Raw genomic sequence first — 21,117 nt, forward strand, 5'->3', positions numbered from 1 at the left:
TGATAAAGCAATATACAATTCCCTATCTTTTATTTTGTAACTATCTAGTAGAAATAAATGCGCTACATTTGCGCAAATTACAATGAGAGTTCAACATCTACCATCCTTTAAACAAAAAGCACTAAAATGGGCTGCATCTGCCGAAGTATGCTGCATCCTTGATTCAAATGGTTATACCGATCGTTATAGTAAATATGACCTGCTTATTGCTGTGGGAGCTAATGAAGAATTAAATGCCAAATCTGCATTTAAATTTGAAGAGCTGAAAACCTTTTATGATCGGCACAAAAACTGGATGTTTGGCCTGCTTAGCTATGAACTAAAGAATGAAGTAGAAGAACTTGAATCAGCTAACCCTGATCATTTGGGTTTCCCAGAGCTGTTTTTCTTTGTTCCAAAGTACCTGATTACCATCAAGGGTGATGACGTAGAAGTGCTATTGGGTGGAACAGAAGTTATTGACATCATTAGTGACTGTAGTCCTGTATATAGCACCAACAAAAGCAAGATTGATATAAAAGGAAGAATTTCCAGAGCTGCATACATTGAAACGGTAAAGGCCTTGCAACAACACATTGCACGAGGTGATATTTATGAGGTTAATTTCTGCCAGGAGTTTTTTGCAGAACACGCCGTAATTAACCCAATTGAAATTTATAACCGACTCTCTCAGGTATCTCCTACTCCTTTTTCTGGATTCTTTAAAATAAAGGGCCAGTATATCTTATCTGCAAGTCCGGAAAGATATTTGTGTAAAAGAGGAAACAATTTAATTTCTCAACCGATTAAAGGCACAGCAAAGCGTGATGCTGATCCAACAGTAGATTTAGAAATTAAAGCCGCTTTGCGCTCCAATACTAAAGAACAGGCAGAGAATGTAATGATTGTGGATCTGGTGAGAAACGACCTTACCAAAGCTGCCATAAAAGGCAGTGTTAAGGTTGATGAGCTATTTGGCGTGTATGGCTTCCCCCAGGTATACCAGATGATATCCACCATTAGCTGCGAATTGAATCCCGCAATCCATTTTATAGACGCCATAAAACATACTTTCCCCATGGGTTCTATGACGGGAGCACCTAAGGTAAAAGCAATGGAGCTGATAGAAGAATATGAAATTAGCAAGCGTGGTGCCTACTCTGGTGCCTTTGGCTACATTGGCCCCGAAGCTGAATTTGACTTCAATGTCATCATACGCAGCATTTTGTACGATGCTACAAAGCAATATTTATCCTTCCAGGTTGGCGGGGCAATTACTTATGCCGCTGACGCAAATGCGGAATATCAGGAATGTATGTTAAAGGCTTCCGCTATTATTCAAACCTTGACTTCATCGTAGGCTATATGAAATATTGTATATAAAAAAGGCCACCATACTTATAGCGGCCTGAATTACTTATTTTATAAACCCGGTTAAGGTTTATAGTATTTTTGAGCTTCGGGCAAAGCATTCTGAATTCTCGCAATACGTGTCCCGTCACTAGGGTGTGTACTCAGGAATTCTGGTGGTTTCTGACTACCGGAAGAGGCCTGAGACATTCTTTGCCAAAATGCGATAGCGTTTTGTGGATTATAACCCGCCATTGCCATAAATATCAGTCCCAATCTGTCGGCTTCCAGCTCTTGATTACGCCCATAACTCAACATAGCCAAAGGTGCACCTACTCCATAAAGCGTATTAAAAACAGATTGAGTTTTTGATTTATTCGCTAACGCCACATTGCCTAGTGTACCAATTCCCTGGCCAACCATTTCCTGCGACATCCGTTCTGCGGAATGACCAGCAATTGCGTGTGCAATTTCATGTCCCATTACTGTAGCCAGCCCCGCATCATCTTTCGTAACCGGAAGAATGCCGGTGTACACTACAATCTTGCCTCCAGGCATGCACCATGCATTCAGTTCTTTACTTTGCACCACATTTACTTCCCATTTGTAATTTTTGATGAGATCGGCATGTCCGTTGCTGTTCATATACGTTTTCACCGAAGCAATCAGTTTATTCCCTACACTTTTTACTTTTGCTGCCTGAGCATTAGAAGCCGGCAACACGGTGTTTTTGTTTTCAGTCAGAAATTGATTGTATGCTTGAAATGCCATTGGCAAAACCTGATCATCACTTACCAGATTTAATCTGCTCCTCCCTGTCAATGGTACAGTTGAACAGGACGAAAAGGCCAATCCTATCGAAATTAGGCCTACAATTAATACTCGTTTCATAAGTTAAGTTTAATTAGTTTTCTTTTTAAACAGGTATACTTTGGATTCTTTACCCATTAATAAGCGTTCAAGGTTCTTTTGGTGCGTAACTAAAATAAGTACACAGACACACATGCCATACAAAACCTCAGACTTTATTGATGAATGAAATATAAATACTATGCTTAATGGAAAGGTAAAACCTGCCATTATAGAGCTTAGTGATACATAATTCGTAACCAACAATACTGTCACAAATACAAGAACACAAAGCATTGCTGCCGGCAAGTTAACTGCCAAAATCATTCCAAAAAGTGTTGCCACTCCTTTACCTCCTCTAAAGCCTGCAAATATCGGGAACAAATGCCCCATTACGGCAGTTACACCTAGAGCAAGCTCGTAATTGACAAACTGAGCGGAGTGTTGTGGTCCGGTAACAGACAAGCCTATAAAATAGGCCAGTTTTGTTGCAGTGTACCCTTTTGCAATGTCGATAACCATTACCGCTATACCTGCTTTTTTACCTAAAACCCTGAAAGTGTTTGTTGCGCCGGCATTTCCACTGCCATATTCCCGTACATCAACACCATAAAATGCTTGCCCCAACCAAACTGCAGTAGGTATGGAACCAAACAAATAGGCCAGTAGAACGGCCGAAATAGAATAGATAGAAATCATAACCTAAAAGGCTTTTAAACTCATGTCTAAACTCTTAACAGAATGTGTTAGGGCCCCCATAGAGATGTAATCCACTCCACAAGCCGCATATTCTGCAACATTTTCTTCTATGATGCCACCAGAAGCTTCCGTAATATACTCTTTATTAATTAAACTAACGGCTTTCCTCAGATCGGCAAAACTAAAATTATCAAGCATAATTCGGTTTACATTGCCAGTTTCAAGTACCTGCCCCAGTTCTGAAAGATTTCTTACTTCAATCTCAATTTGCAGTTGTTTATTTTTGTCTTTTAAATATTGATTAGCTGCGTGAATTGCATTTGCAATGCCTCCGGCATAATCCACATGGTTATCTTTAATCAGGATCATATCATACAATCCGATCCTATGGTTTACTCCCCCACCTATTCTGACGGCCCATTTTTCCAGGTATCTTAATCCGGGAGTAGTTTTGCGTGTATCTAGCAATTGAGTATGATAACCGGAAAGCAACTGAACGATATGATGGGTTTTAGTTGCAATACCACTCATACGTTGCATGCAGTTTAAAACTAAACGCTCCGCAAGCAAAATAGATTGTGAACTTCCAGAAACGGTTAAAGCGATATCACCATATTTCACTGCTGCTCCATCATTAATGAATACTTCAGTTTTAAGGTCAGCATCTACCTGCTTAAAGATTTCGAGTGCGAGTTCCACACCAGCAATAATCCCATCTTCTTTGATGAGTAATTTTGCCTTGCCTTGCGCGTCAGCAGGAATCGTAGAAAGAGAAGTATGATCACCATCACCAAGATCTTCGGCAATAGCATTTTTTATGAATTGGTCTATGACTTGTTTATCCAAAATTAATATTTAAACCCAAAAATAGCATTTTTACTATTATTTATCAGGCTCTATCCTCAATTCTGTGATAAAAAAAGCAGTCGACGATTTTTTCATTGTAATAGAAACTCTGAATTTACCGTTTTTAGTGTGTAATGAAAGTATGCCAAACCTGAAATTTGGATTAGTATTGATCAGATGAATTACTGTTGATTTTACAGGTGGATATTTTGTAAAAAAATTTCTCAAAATTTGTTCGGCCTGAGCTTTAGAGTATACATCTTCATCGTCAATGATGATTAATTCTACAGAAGAAGAGAAGCTAACTGCAATCTCTTTTGAGTTTCCCGCTTTAAATTGTGCAGACAAATTGTCTATAATATCGCCTTGAAGCGTATAAGAGGAGGGAAATTGTGTAAAAAAAACAAATAAAAAAAGTAAGGGCTTTATCATCTCTATATAGCTAATATAAGAACTTCACACAAATTATGCCATTCATAGATCATAAAATCATAATGAAATATAAATTGGTTCAAAAAAAAGATTCAATAGGCTTATATTTGCTATTGTTCAATGATACACTAAAACAAAGGGAACCACGAATGAACAATAAAAAAGTAGTACTACTGATTCTTGATGGCTGGGGATATGGAAAACAAGATAATTCTGATGCAGCATATGCGGCCAATACTCCATTTTTCGATTCTTTAATTCAAAATTACCCAAACTCAAAACTTGAAGCATCAGGTGAGGCTGTAGGTTTACCTGCGGGGCAAATGGGTAATTCTGAAGTTGGTCACATGAACCTTGGTGCGGGCAGAGTTGTATACCAGGAACTAGGAAGAATAAATAAAGCAATAAGTGACAGAAGTCTTTTTCAAAACGAGACCTTGTTAGAGGCTTTCAACTATGCTAAAGAAAATAATAAATCTGTTCATTTTATCGGATTAACTTCTGATGGAGGGGTCCATGCTCATATTAACCATTTAAAAGCTTTGTGTGATGCAGCAACCGAACAAGGTTTAAAAGATGTTTTTGTACATGCTTTCATGGACGGCAGAGATACTGATCCGATTTCAGGACTTAATTTCATAAAAGATCTTGATCATCATTTACAGCATTCATCCGCTAAAATAGCCAGTTTAATAGGCCGTTATTATGCCATGGACCGGGATAGCCGATGGGAACGCGTTAAATTGGCTTATGATTTACTAACAAAAGGAATTGGACAAGCAACAAGTGATCCGGCGACGGCTATTGAACAATCCTACAAAGATGGAGTAACTGATGAGTTTATCAAACCTCTGGTAGTGACCCAGGAAAACGGACAACCTGTAGCAACCATACAGCCTGGTGATGTAGTAATCTGTTTCAATTACAGGACAGACCGAGGAAGGGAAATCACAGCCGTACTTACCCAAAATGATTATCCTGATTTTGGTATGCATAAACTTCCGCTTTATTATGTAACCATGACTACTTACGATGAAAATTTCGAAAATGTAAAGGTGATGTTTACAAAAGACGATTTATCGCAAACATTGGGTGAAGTACTGGAAAAACATCATAAAAACCAGATTCGCATCGCCGAAACTGAAAAATACCCACACGTTACCTTTTTCTTTTCGGGAGGTCGTGAACAGGTATTTGAAAATGAGAAAAGGATTATGATTCCTTCTCCTAAAGTGGCAACCTATGATCTGCAGCCAGAAATGAGTGCCGCTGGAATTACTGAAGCCATTTGTAAAGAACTGGAAAGTGGATGGCCAGACTTTGTGTGTTTAAACTTTGCAAATCCTGATATGGTAGGCCATACTGGTGTATTTGATGCTGTTGTTAAAGCTGTAGAGACTGCCGATAGCTGCGCAGAGATTGTTGTGAATAAAGGCATTGAAAATGGCTACTCTTTCATTATTCTGGCCGATCATGGCAACTCCGAATACATGATCAACAACGATGGCTCTGTAAATACAGCACATACCACTAACCTGGTACCATGTATTCTGGTAGATAAGGATTATAAAAGTATTGCAGATGGTAAGCTTGGTGACATAGCTCCAACCATACTTAGTATAATGAATATTCCTAAACCGGCAATTATGACCGGCAACAGTCTGGTTTAATGAACAAAAAAATATTATTACCAGGCATTCTTTTGGTTTTGCTAGGCTGTAACCCTACCGAAAAAAGCCAAAAGAATGCTTTAAGTTATTTTGACCTTAAAGGTTATTTTGACAAAGAAGCCTTACGACTTACCCAAAGCAATCCTCTAGTTACTAAAACTGTTGCGGTAAACCAACAGACGGAGACGAAGCAGGTCCGCATGACCGACTGGGCCAAAGAGCTTTCCGTTTTTTCGAATGCAGACATTAATCGGAACGCATGGAAAGGACTATTCGATGCAAAAAATACCGGACAGCAATTTCTTTATACCTCTGATCATGAAAAAGTACCTGTAAAAGAGGTATTGGTAACAAAAAAAAACGGACGGATATCTGCTATTAGAATCCTGATTATTTACAGTAACATCCTGTACAAATCTGCTGATACCCTCTCCTATTATCCTGACAGTCTATATCAGGTAAAGAAAAAACAGCAAATCAAACTATTATCTGAAAAGAATTATACGATTACCGGAAGGTTTAAATAAAGAAGGATGTTCAAAAATGAACATCCTTCTTTATTTAAACCTAACTGATCCTTTTTACTTGAGGCTCGTTACTTGCGCCTTTACATAATCAATTAAAGAAAGGATATCTTTTCTTTGGGGCTGAACTAATAAAACCTTTTGAAAATCGGCTACAGAATTGTTAAACAATGCGATACACGCGGCTTTTTCAGCTTTTGTTTTAATCTTGTACGACTTATATATTGCATAATCTTTATAGGCTAATGCTCTGTTCTGTAACAATTGCGTATCCTCCTCACCGTTGATTTCGATTGCTTTTGTAAAATCTTTGATGGCTGCCAGATAAAAGCTCTCTCTCATGTTGTTTAATGACTCTTTTGGATCATTCGCAACATTTTGTCTGGCTTTACCCCTGTAATAGTAGGCTGAATAATCTGATGGCTTTAGCGCTATTAAACGGCTATAGGTATCAATAGAATTTTCAAAATTACCACACTGGAAATAAGAGTAACCCAGCATTTTCAAGACATTGGCATTATTCGGGCTTTTGGTATCTGCCTTTTCAAGCTGATTAACAGCACCTTTATAGTCTCCTTTCATCATTGCCTGCATGCCCAATTTATCATAACCACTATTTTGCGCAAAAGCAGTGCTGGCTGAAAACATAAATAACAATACGATCGTTTGCTTGAATAAGTTCATTAACTTCTATTTAAAATAAATATACTTAAAAGGTTAGATACTGTCAACTATCATACCATTTACAAATATCTAACTAAAACGTCAAATATTTAAAAATATGATTTATTAATTAATTTTTATTGAAACGCATGACTTTTTAACAGGGAAAAGAGCTTATTTATTTTTTGGCACAGGAGTTGAATTTATCTATATAAGATACAATTAATACTTTTTAAACGACAGGCTGTCAGATTGTCGTTTTATTATTTTAGAAAGACTTATTTAATGAGTAAACGAGATCAATTTGATTTTAGCAGCGCACTACCTATCATAAACGAAGACACAGAATTCTTTCCATTGATGTCCCAACAGGATGAAGATGAAATGAATAATGAGGACACGCCGGAAATTTTACCAATTCTTCCACTAAGGAATACCGTACTTTTTCCAGGGGTTGTAATTCCGATTACTGTAGGGCGCGATAAATCTATAAAATTAATAAAGGAAGCCTATAAAGGGGATAGAATTATTGGGGTTGTTTCTCAACGGGATGTTTCCATTGAAGACCCCACATTTGATGAGCTTAATGATGTCGGTACTGTTGCCCATATCATTAAAATGCTACAAATGCCTGATGGGAATACTACCGTAATTATTCAGGGCAAACAACGCTTCCGTTTGCTGAAAGAGGTGCAATCTGAACCTTATATTAAAGTAACGATCAGCAAGTTTGAAGAAACTAAACATAGAAATGACAAAGAGTTTAAAGCTCTTGTTGCGTCTATTAAAGAAATGTCAAGCCAGATTATACAGCTTTCGCCAAATATTCCAAGTGAAGCAGGTATTGCATTAAAAAATATAGAAAGCACATCGTTTCTAATCAATTTCATCTCTTCAAATATGAATGCAGATGTTTCTGACAAGCAACGGATGCTAGAGATGACCAACCTTCGTGAACGCGCTACGATGGTAATGGAATTGCTTACGCTGGAACTTCAGATGCTGGAACTTAAAAACCAGATACAATCTAAGGTGCGTACCGACCTGGATAAACAGCAAAGAGATTATTTCCTTAATCAGCAGCTGAAAACAATCCAGGAAGAACTAGGAGGAAACTCGTCGGATCTGGAATATGAAGCGCTGGAAGTTCGTGCAAAAAAGAAAAAATGGGATACGCAAATTGCCGCACACTTTAACAAGGAACTGGAAAAACTAGGCCGCATGAACCCAGCTGCTCCAGATTACTCAGTACAGATTAACTACCTGGAATTATTGCTGGATTTACCATGGAATGAATTTACCAAAGATAATTTTGATCTGAAACGCGCCCAGAAAGTATTAGATAAAGATCATTTTGGATTGGAAAAAGTGAAGCAGCGTATCATCGAGTACCTTGCGGTACTGAAGCTTAAACGCGATATGAAAGCGCCGATTCTTTGTCTGGTTGGCCCTCCGGGAGTGGGTAAAACATCCCTGGGTAAATCAATTGCAAAAGCCCTTAACCGCAAATACGTACGTATGGCTTTGGGAGGAATAAGAGATGAAGCTGAAATTCGCGGGCATAGAAAAACCTATATCGGTGCTATGCCTGGCCGCATCATACAGTCCATTAAAAAAGCGGGAGCAGCTAACCCTGTATTCGTGTTGGATGAAATTGACAAAGTAGGTGCAGATTTCAGAGGTGATCCTTCATCCGCGTTACTGGAGGTATTAGACCCGGAACAAAACAGTGCATTTAATGACCATTATGTTGAGGCAGATTACAACCTGTCTAATATCCTGTTTATAGCTACCGCCAACTCCTTGAGCTCTATACAGCCGGCATTGTTAGACCGTATGGAGATTATTGAGGTAAACGGCTATACCATTGAAGAAAAGATAGAGATTGCTAAAAAATATCTATTACCAAAACAAAAAGAGCAACATGGTATAAAATCTAAGGACATAAATTTAAAGAGTCCTTTAATTGAAAAGGTAATAGAAGATTACACCAGGGAATCGGGTGTTCGTGGACTGGAAAAAAAGATCGGGTCATTAGTACGTGGGGTTGCGACAAAGATTGCCATGGAAGAAACCTACGATCCTAATCTTAATGAGGAAGATGTAGAACGCATTTTAGGTGCACCGATTTACGACAAAGACTTATACGAAGGAAATGAAGTTGCTGGTGTAGTAACCGGTTTAGCCTGGACACAGGTGGGTGGCGATATTTTATTTATTGAGGCAAGCTTAAGCCCGGGGAAAGGAAAATTGACCCTTACAGGAAATCTTGGTGAAGTAATGAAAGAATCCGCCATTATTGCCCTTGCTTACTTACGTGCACACGCTGATGTATTCAACATTCAATACGAATTGTTTGACCAATGGGATGTCCATGTTCACGTTCCCGCAGGTGCGACACCTAAAGACGGACCTTCGGCTGGTATAACTATGCTAACGGCTTTAACATCGGCTTTTACGCAGCGTAAGGTAAAATCTAATCTGGCTATGACCGGTGAGATTACGCTTAGAGGTAAGGTATTACCTGTTGGCGGAATAAAAGAGAAGATTTTAGCAGCCAAACGTGCAAATATAAAGGATATCATTTTATGTAAATCAAACCGTAAGGACATCCTGGAAATCAAAGAAAGCTATATCAAAGACCTTAATTTCCACTATGTAACAGAAATGAAAGAGGTAATTGAATTGGCATTAACGAAAGAGAAGGTTAAGAACCCTCAGAACCTTAGTGTTAAGACAAAACCTAATACAGAAGTTTAATCAATAAGTGAATAAATAATAGTTAAAAGCGTTCAGCATACTGAACGCTTTTTCTTTTTAAACTTATCTTAAATCTGATAACTTTACAGCAAAACCAACATAACGGATGAAACAACTAATCCTTTCCTTAATCATTTCAATATTCAGTATTAACGTATATAGTCAAACTTATAAAAATGAATTTGGCTTCCGCAGCGACAATGATTCCTATCTGGCACAAGGTTCCGACCGTTATTATACCAATGGTTTATTCATACATTTTAGAAGAGCTGTAAATCAGCAGAGCTTAAAAGAGGGGATTGAAAAAAAGACCTATGAAATTACTGCGGGTCAAGAGATCTACAATCCATATTCGGGTTCAGCACCCGACCCAGCACGACACGATCGCCCGTTTGCTGGTTATTTATATGCCGGAGGTGCATTAAACTGGTTTTACACCAATGAAAGCATACTAAAGACTAGTGTCGAGCTAGGTACTACCGGACCAAATTCACTTGCCGAAGATGGCCAGGAATTACTACACAACACTGTAGGTTTTTATACATTAGAAGGTTGGGATTACCAGATCAGGAACGCTGTCACTGTAAATATTTCTGCTCAATATACCAGATTGCTAACTCGTTCAGCCAATAATTCGACAGATTTCTCTTTTGAAGGTTATGCCAATGCCGGCACAACATTTAATGGCGCAGGAGCAGGCATTTTGTTTAGAGCAGGTGGAATTAATCAACTTTTTAACTCTGCTTATACCGACGCTGTGATTGGCAACAATCCAAAAACAAAAGCGCTGGTAAAAAGAGAAGTTTTCTTTTATGCGAAACCCCAGCTGAATTTTGTTGCTTATGATGCTACGATACAGGGCAGCTTATTTAATAACAATGACCCGGTTACTTTTGGGGTAAAACCTATTGTGTTTGCACAGCAGATAGGCTTCAATTACAGTTCACAACGCTTCACTTTTGATTTCGGAATGATATTTAAGACAAAAGAAGTGAAAAGTGCAGCAAAAGCCCACCAATATGGATCTATAAGTATGTTTTACCGCTTTAATTAATCTAACTGAGGACGTTTTCTTGTTTCTTTTTTAGCTGCTACAGACTGTTTGTTTTCCAGTCTCTTTCTGATTACTGCTTTAGGGATTTTTGTAGGTTTTCTTTTCTTATGAACATGTAAACCTGCTTTCAGCAAGACAATCAGCTTAGCGATTGTCTTTTCTTTGTTCAATAACTGGCTCCTGTCCTCTTGAGATACGATGTGTATATTACCTTCCTGATCTAAGCGCCCCGCCAGCCTTTCCGCTAACAACGCCTGCTCTTCATCTGTTAAAAAACTTGCTGAAGCCAGGTTGAATATCAACTCTACTTTACTGGAAACTTTGTTTACATTTTGGCCACCCTTCCCCCCACTACGTGAAGTTTTAAAGGTAACAGATCTCAATACATCTTCTTTTCCAGGTAACATTGCGCAAATTAACATAATAAAAAATTCATTTAAAACAATCCTCCAAAATATTAACTTTGCTTACCTATGAGAAAAAACCTCGTTATAGCCATCGATGGCTATTCATCTTGTGGAAAAAGCACACTTGCCAAAGCTTTAGCAAAGAAATTAGGATTTATATATATCGACAGCGGTGCAATGTACCGTGCAGTAACACTGTATTTTATTCGCAACAAGGTTAATGTAAACGATCCTATCGCTGTAACAGATGCATTGCAGCATATTGAACTCAACTTCCATTCAAGAGATTACCAGTCGCACATTACACTTAACGGAGAAGAAGTGTCGGAAGAGATCCGTCAAATGCCTGTTTCAGAGTATGTAAGTGAAGTTTCTGCGAATAAACAAATTCGTAAAGAAATGGTAAAGCAACAGCAGCGTATGGGTAAATCTAAAAATATAGTGATGGACGGCCGCGATATAGGAACAACTGTATTTGAAGATGCCCAGGTTAAATTTTTCATGACAGCTGATCCGAAAATCAGAGCCGAACGCCGGTTTAGAGAGCTACAAAGTAAAGGAGATACCGAAACAACGCTGGAAGAGGTATTTGAAAATCTTGCCCACAGAGATTATGCCGATACCACCAGAGCAGAAAGCCCGCTAACCAGGGCAGAAGACGCTATTATTCTGGACAATACAGAACTGACAGAGTCTGAACAGCTCAATTTTGCACTGGATATGGTACACCAACATCTTCCATAATATAATAGGGCCGCTTAAAAAGCGGTCTTTTTTTTGCAAATATTTAGTTACAATAATATCCTTAACTTAAACATTACATTCACGTGTTTTAACTAAAATATGAGATTAATACTTTTGTTTAACAATTTTGTCAAACTTAAGAAATGAGCACACGAGATACAGGTACCGAGCAGTTAATTAAGGACACAGCCAAACATTTATTTTTTGCTGAAGGTAAGCTACATGCTACTACGCAGGAGATTGCAGATGCAGCAGGTGTAAACCGAACCCTTGTAAATTATTACTTCCGATCAAGAGATGCCTTATTCGACCAGGTATTCCATGAAGCTCAGGAATCCCTATTAAACATGCTTGACGAGGTTATTGAATCTTCTATGCCCTTCAAGCAAAAAATAGAAAACCTCATTTCAGTATTCTTAAAAGAAACCATGCATTTCCCTTATCGTGAACTTTTTATCATTACCCACATGAATAGTAATGATGTCATAGAATCCAAAAAAGCGAGAGGAAAAAAAGTGAATGCTTTTTTAGAACAAATACAATCCGAAATGGACAAAGGAAACATAAGATCGATGAATCCAAGACATTTTACGATGAATTTGTTTTCGTTAATGGCTTATCCATTAGTTACAGCTCCCTTAAATAAAATATTATTTGGCATGAATGATGCTGACTATAACATATTGATGGAAGAGCGCAAAAACCTAATTTTTGAAACCATATTTCCTTAAATACATCAATATAAAATTAAATAAGCATCTATCTTGAAATTCACCCTATTAAAGGCAGGATTGCTTCGCCACTAAAAACACAATTAAGCAAATGAAAACTAGCATCAAGTCGCTCTACTTATTACTTCCGGCATTATTAATTATCGCCTCATGCGGAAACAATGATCAGAAAAAAGCAGGCCCACCACCTGTTCAGGTACAATCCTACCCTGTTGTTGCATTAAAAGCACAATCTACGTCCCTAGAGACAGATTATCCTGCAACACTCGAAGGGATTCAGAATGTTGACATCAGACCAAAAGTTGACGGATTTATTGAAAAAATATATGTGGATGAAGGAGCCTCTGTAAAAAAAGGCCAATTACTTTTCACAATCAATGCACCACAATACGAACAACAGGTTAGAACTGCCAACGCAGCAATAAGCAGTGCTGAAGCAGATGTTAATGCGGCACAACTACAAGTAAATAAAACCAAGCCTTTAGTAGAGAAAGACATCATCAGCAAATATGACCTGGATGCAGCTCAGTTAACTTTACAAAGTAGAAAAGCAGCATTGGCACAGGCCAGAGCTGAATTGGTAAATGCAAAAGTAAATTTAGGATATACTCGTATTACCAGTCCGGTTGATGGAGTTATAGGAAGTCTTCCATTTAAAACAGGAGCTCTGGTAAGTAGTAATAGTAGCAGCCCATTAACCACAGTATCAAACATTTCTAAGATCTACGCTTATTTTTCGATGAACGAAAAACAGCTTTTAGACTTCTCCCGCCATTATAAAGGGACTTCTCTTGAAGCTAAACTGAAAAACATTCCGGCAGTTTCATTGGTTTTAGCCGATGGTACACCTTATGCTGAGAATGGTAAAATAGAATCGATAAATGGCCTGATCAATACAGGTACAGGTTCGGCGAGTTTAAGAGCAACATTCCCTAACCCTCTAAATCTGTTAAGAAGTGGAGCTAGTGCATCTGTACGCATCCCTCAACATCTGGAAAACGTAATCCTTGTTCCTCAAAAATCAACGATAGATTTACAAGGGAAAAAATTTGTGTATGTACTGGGTGAAAAAGGTCTGATTAAAAACACTGAGATAGAGATAATGGAAATTACCAAAGGTAATTTTTACGTAGTAACAAAAGGATTAAAAGAGGGTGATAAAATTGTTCTGGAAGGATTTCAGTCGTTAAAAGACGGTACAGAGATTAAACCTGAAGAGAAAAGTGCAGATTCAGTTTATGCTGATCTAAACATTAAGTAACCTGGGTACTAACCTGCTGAAATAAAATATATGTTTAAGAAATTTATAGAAAGACCAGTATTATCAACGGTAATATCCATTATCATTGTTATACTAGGTTTGTTAGGTTTACTAACCTTACCCGTATCTCAATATCCCGAAATTGCTCCACCAACTGTACAGGTTTCTGCTTCATACCAGGGGGCCAATGCCGATGTGGTAATGAGCAGTGTGGTAATTCCACTGGAAGAGCAGATCAATGGTGTTGAGGACATGACTTACATGACCTCATCTGCTAGTAATGATGGAACGGCTACCATTACGATTAACTTTAAATTAGGTACCGACCCAGATCTGGCTGCTGTTAACGTCCAGAACAGGGTAGCGAGAGCAACGAGTTTATTACCCGCAGAAGTAACCCGATCAGGAGTAATTACCGCAAAACGACAAGCGAGTAACGTATTGATTTTTGGTATTTACAGTGAAAGCGATTCCTATGACCAGAAATTTTTGCAGAACTACGTAAATATTAACCTGGTGCCCCAGATAAAACGTATAAATGGAGTTGGGGATGCTACGGCCTTTGGCTTAATGGACTATAGCATGCGCATCTGGCTTAAACCAGATGTAATGGCTACTTACGGGTTAATTCCCAATGATGTGAGTATTGCTCTTGCAGAGCAGAACATTGAAGCTGCACCAGGTCAGTTTGGTGAACAAGGACAACAATCATTTCAATATACATTAAAGTATTCAGGTCGTTTAAAAAATGAGATTGAGTTTAGTAATATCATTATCAAAACTGCCGAGAATGGACAGGTATTACGTTTAAAAGACATTGCCCGAATCGAATTGGGCGCACAAAGCTATGCAAGTACGACAAGGTTTAATGGTAAACCTGCCGTAGGTATTGCGATTAACCAGACGGCTGGTTCAAACGCAAAAGACGTAATTGAAAGTTCGTTAAAAGCACTTGATGAGGCTTCTCAAACCTTCCCTAAGGGCGTACACTATACTTCGCTGGTTAACGTTAACGATTTCCTTGATGCATCCATTGAGAAAGTAATTCATACGTTGATAGAGGCCTTCATCCTGGTTTTCCTTGTGGTATTTATTTTCCTTCAGGATTTCCGTTCCACTTTAATTCCTGCTATCAGTGTACCTGTGGCTATTGTAGGTACCTTCTTCTTTCTCAGCTTATTTGGTTTTACCATTAATTTGCTTACATTATTTGCATTGGTACTAGCGATAGGTATTGTTGTGGATGATGCCATTGTGGTAGTTGAAGCAGTCCACGCTAAGCTTGACCATGGTTATAAATCGGCAAAAAAAGCTACTATAGATGCCATGGAAGATATTACCGGTGCTATCATATCCATTACCCTGGTAATGGCAGCGGTATTTATTCCGGTAAGTTTTATTCAGGGTTCATCAGGTGTATTTTATAAGCAGTTTGGTTTAACACTGGCTATTGCCATTATTCTTTCTGCGATAAATGCGTTAACGTTGAGTCCTGCACTCTGCGCATTGTTACTTAAACCACATGCAGATGATCATGGGAAGCCTAAAAACTTCATGAAACGCTTTTATGCAGCTTTCAACACATCATTTGATGTCATGACTAACAAATACAAACGTTCGGTAAGCTTTTTGGCGAGACGGAAGTGGGTTGCAGGCTTAGGAATTGCTCTTTTTACGGTTGCATTGGTATGGGCAATGAATACTACTCCTAAAGGTTTCGTACCTAATGAGGATTTGGGAACCATCATGTCTGATATTTCTTTACCTCCGGCAACATCTCTGGAGCAGACCGCCATAGTAATTAAACAAATCGACAGTATTGCACATACCATTCCAGAAATCAAAAACTCTTTAACCGTGGTTGGCCGAAGTATGATTAGTGGCTCTGGAAGTTCTTACGGTATGGTTATCGGGAAATTGCTACCATGGAACGAACGTAAACGTGATGTAAAAGCAATTATTGCAGAATTATTTGCCAAAACTGCCAATATAAAAGGCGCCAGGGTAATCTTCTTTGCTCCACCTACCATACAGGGTTTTGGTACCAGCGGCGGGTTTGAGTTTCAGTTGCAAGATAAGACTGGTGGGGATATTATGAAATTCAATGAAGTGGGAAATACCTTTTTGGCCGCTTTAAGTAAGAGGCCAGAAATTCAATATGCATCTACTTCATTTAACCCTAATTTCCCTCAATATCAGATTGATGTGAATGTTGCCATGGTAAAACAGGCTGGATTAAGTGTGAGCGACGTACTAGGTGTGCTACAAGGATACTACGGTGGTGTTTATGCTTCAAACTTTAACAAATACGGGAAACAGTACCGTGTGATGTACCAGGCTGATGCACCATTCCGTGCAAATCAGGAGACGTTGAATAGCATTTATGTAAGGAATTCGAAAGGTCAGATGGCTCCTGTTGGCAATTTCATCACCTTAAAAAAGGTATACGGTCCACAAGCAATATCCCGCTTTAACCTGTTTACCTCTATTTCAGTTACGGGTAGCCCAAAAGCAGGCTTCAGTTCCGGAGATGCACTGAAGGCTGTGCAGGAAGAAGCTGCAATCCATTTACCAACCGGCTATGGATACGAGTTCTCTGGCCTGTCACGTGAAGAAATGTCGAGTGGAAGTCAGACTATATTTATCTTCCTGCTTTGTGTAATCTTTGTATATTTCTTACTGTGTGCACAATACGAAAGTTATATCCTACCATTGGCTGTATTGATTTCTCTTCCAATTGGATTAGCCGGCGTATTCATTTTCGACAAGATATTTGGTGTAGACAATAACATTTATACGCAGATCACACTCATCATGCTTGTTGGTCTACTGGCCAAGAATGCCATTTTGATTGTCGAATTTGCTGTTGACAGAAGAAGAAAAGGAATGACCATTGTAAGTGCTGCCATTAGTGGGGCGACTGCACGTTTACGCCCTATCCTGATGACGTCATTCGCCTTTATATTGGGTTTGTTACCTTTGATGTTATCAACAGGTGTCGGTGCAGCCGGTAATAAGTCCATCGGTACGGGAGCTGTTGGAGGTATGTTAATCGGAACTATTTTCGGGATATTTGTGATCCCTACCTTATTCATTGTATTCCAGAGTCTGCAGGAAAAAGTAAGCAATAAATCGCCCTTTGATGAAGGCTATGGACCTCCTCAGAAAGACATTGATTTTCCTGAAGTTGATACCCGTGAACACTAATTTAAAGAACATGAACACCAGATATTATAAATATTATTTCCTCATAGGCTTTTCTATACTGAGCTTAACGGCATGTGTGACAAAAAAACATGAACGTCCTGCCTTAAACAGTAATGATTTATACCGTGAACAAGCATCAACAGATACGGCAACAATTGCGGACCTTCCGTGGAAAACACTATTTGCTGACGCTGGACTGCAATTACTAATTGAACAAGGTATAGCAGGAAACCTTGACCTGAAACAGGCCATAGAGAGAATTAAAGTGGCTGAGGCCACCTTGCAGCAAAGCAAAGCGGCTTTGCTGCCAAGTTTAACCGGTGATTTATCAGTTACGGATGCAAAACAATCAGTTGCGGCCTTAAACTTTCCTCCCGGAATTAACATAAATACAGAAACACAGCTTTATAAAGCACAGTTAAGCACCAGCTGGGAAGCAGATATCTGGGGTAGATTAAGTAGCGCGAAAAGGTCGGCTTATGCGTCCTTATTACAAACTGATGCTGCAAAGAGAGCAGTACAGACACAGCTGATTGCCAACATAGCGAATTCATATTACAACCTGCTCGCACTGGATAAACAATTGTCTATTACAGAACAGACCATTAAAATTAGACAAGCGGATGTAGAGACAATGAAATCTTTAAAAGAAGGTGCAGTTGTAAATGGTGCAGCAGTAGTACAAAGTGAAGCTAATCTATACGCTGCACAGGTTACACTTCCTGATTTAAAACGAAGCATCAGAGAAACTGAAAATGCTTTGAGTATTCTTTTAGGGAGAGGCCCGGGAAAGATAGAGCGTGCTACACTTGACCAGCAAATTGCATATAGCAACTTACAAACAGGAGTATCAGCACAATTGCTACAAAACAGGCCTGATGTACAAGCGGCTGAATTAGCATTTAGATCTGCCTTTGAAAACAAAAATGTAGCCAGAGCTTCTTTCTACCCTGCTTTAACCCTAACAGCAAACGGTGGATTATCCAGCTTAACCCTCAAAAATTTCTTTGACAATTCACTGTTTTATAACCTAATTGGCGGTATTACTCAACCAATCTTTAATAAAGGTCAGAATAAAGCACGTTTAAAAACCGCGGAAGCGCAGCAACAAATTGCATTTTATAGCTTTCAGCAGACCCTACTAACAAGTGGGCAGGAAGTTTCCAATGCTCTTTTTGCTTATCAAACCGCTGAAGAAAAGGAAAAGACAAGAGCAATGCAAGTTGCATCTTTGACTAAAGCTGTTGATTTTACCAAGGAATTATTACGCTACAGTTCGGCTACGAACTATACAGATGTACTGACCTCTGAACAGAGTTTACTAGCAGCCCAGCTGAGTAGCATTAACGACCGATTACAAAAACTACAATCGGTTGTCAATCTATACAGAGCCCTTGGGGGTGGATGGAAATAATATGAAAAAAAGAAGCGCATTAAGCGCTTCTTTTTTTTATCCCTCAATTTTAGCTAGCTTCATATCTCAATTTATCAAAATGAATATCCTTATTGTTGAAGACGAAAAGACCCTTGGTCTGGAGATGGCTGAATTTCTTGGAAAGGAAGGTTATACCGTTGAACACGCCTGGAAAAAGTCATCTGCCGAGGAGAAAATATTTGTAAACACTTATGATTTTATCTTATTAGATCTCAGTTTACCCGGAGGTGATGGGTTAGAATTGCTGGATCAGTTGAAAAAAATACCTGACCGTGAAGATGCAATTATAATCCTTACTGCCCGTGGAGATTTGGATGACCGGATTAAAGGACTGGAGGCTGGTGCGGATGACTACCTGGCTAAACCATTTTCTTTGACTGAACTACTGGCCAGAATGCATGCCATAATTCGTAGAAAACACAAACTGGTCTTGAATGAGGTAAATGTCCACGATTTTATACTTGATATTAAAAATCATAAACTCAGTTTTGGTGACGAGCGTGTAGCATTAACCAATAAAGAATTCGAGATTTTTAACTACTTAGTCTTGAATAAAAACAGGGTAATATCACGTGTGAATTTAACAGAACACGTTTGGGGCGATATTCTGGAGGTAAACTCCGATTCAAACTTTGTGGATGTACATGTTAAGAATCTGCGTAAAAAACTAACTGCCCATGCACCGATAGATTGGTTTGAAACAGTTAGGAGCATTGGTTACCGTATTAATTTTTAACCTCGTTTAAATTAAAAGCATGTATTTATGAAACTACAGTTCAAACTTGCTTTATATAATACGCTAACCAAGGTTGCCATTATTACGCTACTTGGCATTCTGATACTCGTATCCATTAACCACATTTCGGTAAACCACACGCAACAACGCCTATTGCAAAAAAAAGCCAGGCTGATTTCTAATTTATCAAATGTAGAAGTAAATGATTTACTGCAGCAAAAAACCTTTACAGACTATAACTTGTTGAGGGAGGAGTATATTATACTAAAAGAAATCAAAAAAGATGACAAACCGATAAAACAACATTTCGTTCAGGAACTGAGAATCATTGAAGGAAATCAGGAAGAATTTCAGATCCTGATTACTGACTTTAACTACGAAGGAAAAAACTATAGATTGGAATTGGGTGAAACCATGTCGACCCTTGCCCAATTAGAACGTACCATATTAATGTTCACCTTTGGAATATTAATAGCGGCTGTTATTCTCACCTTGATTATAGATCTGGGATTTATGCAATTTCTTCTCACCCCCTTCTATCAGATTATAGATCAGAAACTGAATAAAGTAAATGATCCAATTAATTTCAACTATAAACCTGTAAAAACTACAACTGCTGATTTTAGAATACTTGATCAAAGTATTAGTGTCCTAATGAATAAAATTGCAACACTTTTCCTTACTGAAAAAGAATTTATAGCAAATGTATCACACGAATTACTTACTCCCCTTTCTGTATTGAGTACCAGACTGGAAAATCTGCTAAATGACGAACAACTAAGTCCCGAAGGAGAGAACAAACTGTTTGCATGCTTAAAAACATTGAACAGACTTAAAGCAATTATAAATAGCCTTTTGTTAATCTCAAAAGTGGAGAACAATCAGTATAACAAACCAGATATTATTTCTGTAAGAGATACGGTAGCAGAAGTTTATGAAGAACTTGAACATCGGTTATTAATGATGAAACTTAAGATGCACTTCAATCTATCAGAGGACCACACCTTTACAGGAAACAAATCTCTGTTTCACATCCTGATCACTAATTTGGTTAACAATGCAATAAAATACAACAAACCTTCCGGATCTGTAATTATTTATAATGAAGTACATAACCAAACCTATACACTTGTCATTGCCGATACAGGAATTGGCATGGATCCTGAACTCGTGGAAGCTGCATTCATTCGTTTTGAAAAACTGCAATCAGAAAAAGCAGATAGCCACGGATTAGGGTTAGCCATTGTGAGAAGTATAGCAACCTTTCACAACATAAAAGTGAGTATCAACTCAAAAAAAGACCAAGGTACCCAGATAAGCATTAGTTTCCCATCCTGAATTCTTCTTCATCAAATCTTCATGTTGTGTTTGCAACTTTGATCTAACAAAAAACACTAAATAATTTATAAACATGAAAAGAACAATTTTAGCGTTAGCATTGGTTGCAACAACTTTCGGCGCATTTGCACAAAACACAATTCCAACAACAAAAACAGCAACTGCTACAACAGAAACTGCAAAACCAAAACATCATAAAAAAGCAGGCAAGAAAGCTGCGAGAACAGAAGCAAAACCAGCAGAGACCAAAAAACCTGGTAAATAGTATTTCGTTAAGTTTTTAGTTCAAGGCCATCTGTTCCATAGCAGGTGGCCTTTCTTATATTCCATAATTTTTATGCACATCAGTTAATAAGAATAACTATAGTTTACTCATAACAGGTTCTTTAATTTGGCCTGGTCGAAAAAAGTAATTCAGGTACAAGTCAAAAA

Annotated in this window: 19 protein-coding genes; 13 read left to right on the plus strand and 6 right to left on the minus strand. The window is 38.4% G+C overall.

Features of this window, described 5'->3' with window-relative positions; translation table 11 throughout:
* Nucleotides 1-82: 82 nt before the first annotated feature.
* A complete protein-coding gene (locus R2Q84_RS07420) occupies nt 83-1,339 on the plus strand; it encodes an anthranilate synthase component I family protein (protein WP_316815900.1) in 1,257 nt (418 codons plus the stop codon).
* Nucleotides 1,340-1,413: 74 nt separating this feature from the next.
* On the opposite strand, the gene R2Q84_RS07425 is transcribed toward R2Q84_RS07420, so the two are convergent.
* From R2Q84_RS07425 to R2Q84_RS07440, 4 genes are read right to left on the minus strand one after another with little or no spacing between them, the layout of a single operon-like run.
* Nucleotides 1,414-2,220 carry a M48 family metallopeptidase gene (locus R2Q84_RS07425; protein ID WP_316815901.1) on the minus strand — a complete coding sequence of 269 codons (807 nt, stop codon included), beginning with the start codon at nt 2,218-2,220 and terminating at the stop codon, nt 1,414-1,416.
* 9 nt (nt 2,221-2,229) lie between these two features.
* Nucleotides 2,230-2,877, minus strand: a complete 648-nt coding sequence (gene plsY / locus R2Q84_RS07430; RefSeq protein ID WP_316815902.1) for a glycerol-3-phosphate 1-O-acyltransferase PlsY — start codon at nt 2,875-2,877, stop codon at nt 2,230-2,232.
* 3 nt (nt 2,878-2,880) lie between these two features.
* Nucleotides 2,881-3,723, minus strand: a complete 843-nt coding sequence (gene nadC / locus R2Q84_RS07435; protein ID WP_316815903.1) for a carboxylating nicotinate-nucleotide diphosphorylase — start codon at nt 3,721-3,723, stop codon at nt 2,881-2,883.
* Nucleotides 3,724-3,759: 36 nt separating this feature from the next.
* Nucleotides 3,760-4,155, minus strand: a complete 396-nt coding sequence (locus tag R2Q84_RS07440) for a DUF4783 domain-containing protein (RefSeq protein ID WP_316815904.1) — start codon at nt 4,153-4,155, stop codon at nt 3,760-3,762.
* Nucleotides 4,156-4,304: 149 nt separating this feature from the next.
* On the opposite strand from R2Q84_RS07440, the gene gpmI reads away from it, so the two are divergent.
* Together gpmI and R2Q84_RS07450 are read left to right on the plus strand one after the other, a co-directional pair.
* On the plus strand, nt 4,305-5,825 hold the full coding sequence (gpmI, locus tag R2Q84_RS07445; RefSeq protein WP_316815905.1) for a 2,3-bisphosphoglycerate-independent phosphoglycerate mutase: 1,521 nt from the start codon (nt 4,305-4,307) through the stop codon (nt 5,823-5,825).
* Nucleotides 5,825-6,352: a hypothetical protein gene (locus R2Q84_RS07450; protein WP_316815906.1), complete on the plus strand. Its 528-nt coding sequence runs from the start codon at nt 5,825-5,827 to the stop codon at nt 6,350-6,352. The genes gpmI and R2Q84_RS07450 overlap by 1 nt, the downstream gene beginning before the upstream one ends.
* A gap of 54 nt (nt 6,353-6,406) precedes the next feature.
* Here the strand turns inward: R2Q84_RS07450 and R2Q84_RS07455 are convergent, their stop codons facing one another.
* Nucleotides 6,407-7,033, minus strand: coding sequence for a tetratricopeptide repeat protein (locus tag R2Q84_RS07455; protein WP_316815907.1), 627 nt, complete (start codon nt 7,031-7,033; stop codon nt 6,407-6,409).
* Between the two features lie 264 nt (nt 7,034-7,297).
* Here R2Q84_RS07455 and lon point away from each other — a divergent pair, with 264 nt between their 5' ends.
* Nucleotides 7,298-9,772: an endopeptidase La gene (gene lon / locus R2Q84_RS07460; protein ID WP_316815908.1), complete on the plus strand. Its 2,475-nt coding sequence runs from the start codon at nt 7,298-7,300 to the stop codon at nt 9,770-9,772.
* A gap of 106 nt (nt 9,773-9,878) precedes the next feature.
* Complete coding sequence (locus R2Q84_RS07465) at nt 9,879-10,826, plus strand: lipid A deacylase LpxR family protein (RefSeq protein ID WP_316815909.1); 948 nt, start codon at nt 9,879-9,881, stop codon at nt 10,824-10,826.
* Here the strand turns inward: R2Q84_RS07465 and arfB are convergent.
* Complete coding sequence (arfB, locus tag R2Q84_RS07470) at nt 10,823-11,248, minus strand: alternative ribosome rescue aminoacyl-tRNA hydrolase ArfB (protein ID WP_316815910.1); 426 nt, start codon at nt 11,246-11,248, stop codon at nt 10,823-10,825. The two genes, R2Q84_RS07465 and arfB, sit on opposite strands and share 4 nt — an antisense overlap.
* Before the next feature lie 51 nt (nt 11,249-11,299).
* On the opposite strand from arfB, the gene cmk reads away from it, so the two are divergent.
* The 8 genes from cmk (at nt 11,300) to R2Q84_RS07510 (ending at nt 20,950) form a co-directional block, all read left to right on the plus strand.
* A complete protein-coding gene (gene cmk, locus R2Q84_RS07475; protein ID WP_316815911.1) occupies nt 11,300-11,977 on the plus strand; it encodes a (d)CMP kinase in 678 nt (225 codons plus the stop codon).
* Nucleotides 11,978-12,120: 143 nt separating this feature from the next.
* Nucleotides 12,121-12,708 (plus strand): TetR/AcrR family transcriptional regulator, encoded by a 588-nt coding sequence (locus R2Q84_RS07480; RefSeq protein ID WP_316815912.1) that lies wholly within the window; start codon nt 12,121-12,123, stop codon nt 12,706-12,708.
* Nucleotides 12,709-12,799: 91 nt separating this feature from the next.
* Nucleotides 12,800-13,969, plus strand: coding sequence for an efflux RND transporter periplasmic adaptor subunit (locus tag R2Q84_RS07485; protein ID WP_316815913.1), 1,170 nt, complete (start codon nt 12,800-12,802; stop codon nt 13,967-13,969).
* Nucleotides 13,970-13,999: 30 nt separating this feature from the next.
* Nucleotides 14,000-17,176 carry an efflux RND transporter permease subunit gene (locus tag R2Q84_RS07490; RefSeq protein WP_316815914.1) on the plus strand — a complete coding sequence of 1,059 codons (3,177 nt, stop codon included), beginning with the start codon at nt 14,000-14,002 and terminating at the stop codon, nt 17,174-17,176.
* A 10-nt stretch (nt 17,177-17,186) separates the two neighbouring features.
* Complete coding sequence (locus tag R2Q84_RS07495) at nt 17,187-18,590, plus strand: efflux transporter outer membrane subunit (protein ID WP_316815915.1); 1,404 nt, start codon at nt 17,187-17,189, stop codon at nt 18,588-18,590.
* A 79-nt stretch (nt 18,591-18,669) separates the two neighbouring features.
* Complete coding sequence (locus tag R2Q84_RS07500) at nt 18,670-19,347, plus strand: response regulator transcription factor (RefSeq protein WP_316815916.1); 678 nt, start codon at nt 18,670-18,672, stop codon at nt 19,345-19,347.
* A 27-nt stretch (nt 19,348-19,374) separates the two neighbouring features.
* Nucleotides 19,375-20,685 (plus strand): HAMP domain-containing sensor histidine kinase, encoded by a 1,311-nt coding sequence (locus R2Q84_RS07505; RefSeq protein WP_316815917.1) that lies wholly within the window; start codon nt 19,375-19,377, stop codon nt 20,683-20,685.
* Between the two features lie 73 nt (nt 20,686-20,758).
* Nucleotides 20,759-20,950, plus strand: coding sequence for a hypothetical protein (locus R2Q84_RS07510; protein ID WP_316815918.1), 192 nt, complete (start codon nt 20,759-20,761; stop codon nt 20,948-20,950).
* Nucleotides 20,951-21,117 lie beyond the last annotated feature (167 nt).

The sequence above is a fragment of the Pedobacter nyackensis genome, from assembly GCF_032678475.1.
GTDB lineage: Bacteria > Bacteroidota > Bacteroidia > Sphingobacteriales > Sphingobacteriaceae > Pedobacter > Pedobacter nyackensis_A.

Bases quoted from the DNA above. Each gene is read 5' to 3' on its own strand.
- R2Q84_RS07420 (WP_316815900.1), top strand. From the start codon at position 83: ATGAGAGTTCAACATCTACCATCCTTTAAACAAAAAGCACTAAAATGG.
- R2Q84_RS07425 (WP_316815901.1), bottom strand. From the start codon at position 2,220: ATGAAACGAGTATTAATTGTAGGCCTAATTTCGATAGGATTGGCCTTT.
- plsY (WP_316815902.1), bottom strand. From the start codon at position 2,877: ATGATTTCTATCTATTCTATTTCGGCCGTTCTACTGGCCTATTTGTTT.
- R2Q84_RS07440 (WP_316815904.1), bottom strand. From the start codon at position 4,155: ATGATAAAGCCCTTACTTTTTTTATTTGTTTTTTTTACACAATTTCCC.
- gpmI (WP_316815905.1), top strand. From the start codon at position 4,305: ATGAACAATAAAAAAGTAGTACTACTGATTCTTGATGGCTGGGGATAT.
- R2Q84_RS07450 (WP_316815906.1), top strand. From the start codon at position 5,825: ATGAACAAAAAAATATTATTACCAGGCATTCTTTTGGTTTTGCTAGGC.
- R2Q84_RS07455 (WP_316815907.1), bottom strand. From the start codon at position 7,033: ATGAACTTATTCAAGCAAACGATCGTATTGTTATTTATGTTTTCAGCC.
- lon (WP_316815908.1), top strand. From the start codon at position 7,298: ATGAGTAAACGAGATCAATTTGATTTTAGCAGCGCACTACCTATCATA.
- R2Q84_RS07465 (WP_316815909.1), top strand. From the start codon at position 9,879: ATGAAACAACTAATCCTTTCCTTAATCATTTCAATATTCAGTATTAAC.
- arfB (WP_316815910.1), bottom strand. From the start codon at position 11,248: ATGTTAATTTGCGCAATGTTACCTGGAAAAGAAGATGTATTGAGATCT.
- cmk (WP_316815911.1), top strand. From the start codon at position 11,300: ATGAGAAAAAACCTCGTTATAGCCATCGATGGCTATTCATCTTGTGGA.
- R2Q84_RS07480 (WP_316815912.1), top strand. From the start codon at position 12,121: ATGAGCACACGAGATACAGGTACCGAGCAGTTAATTAAGGACACAGCC.
- R2Q84_RS07485 (WP_316815913.1), top strand. From the start codon at position 12,800: ATGAAAACTAGCATCAAGTCGCTCTACTTATTACTTCCGGCATTATTA.
- R2Q84_RS07490 (WP_316815914.1), top strand. From the start codon at position 14,000: ATGTTTAAGAAATTTATAGAAAGACCAGTATTATCAACGGTAATATCC.
- R2Q84_RS07495 (WP_316815915.1), top strand. From the start codon at position 17,187: ATGAACACCAGATATTATAAATATTATTTCCTCATAGGCTTTTCTATA.
- R2Q84_RS07500 (WP_316815916.1), top strand. From the start codon at position 18,670: ATGAATATCCTTATTGTTGAAGACGAAAAGACCCTTGGTCTGGAGATG.
- R2Q84_RS07505 (WP_316815917.1), top strand. From the start codon at position 19,375: ATGAAACTACAGTTCAAACTTGCTTTATATAATACGCTAACCAAGGTT.
- R2Q84_RS07510 (WP_316815918.1), top strand. From the start codon at position 20,759: ATGAAAAGAACAATTTTAGCGTTAGCATTGGTTGCAACAACTTTCGGC.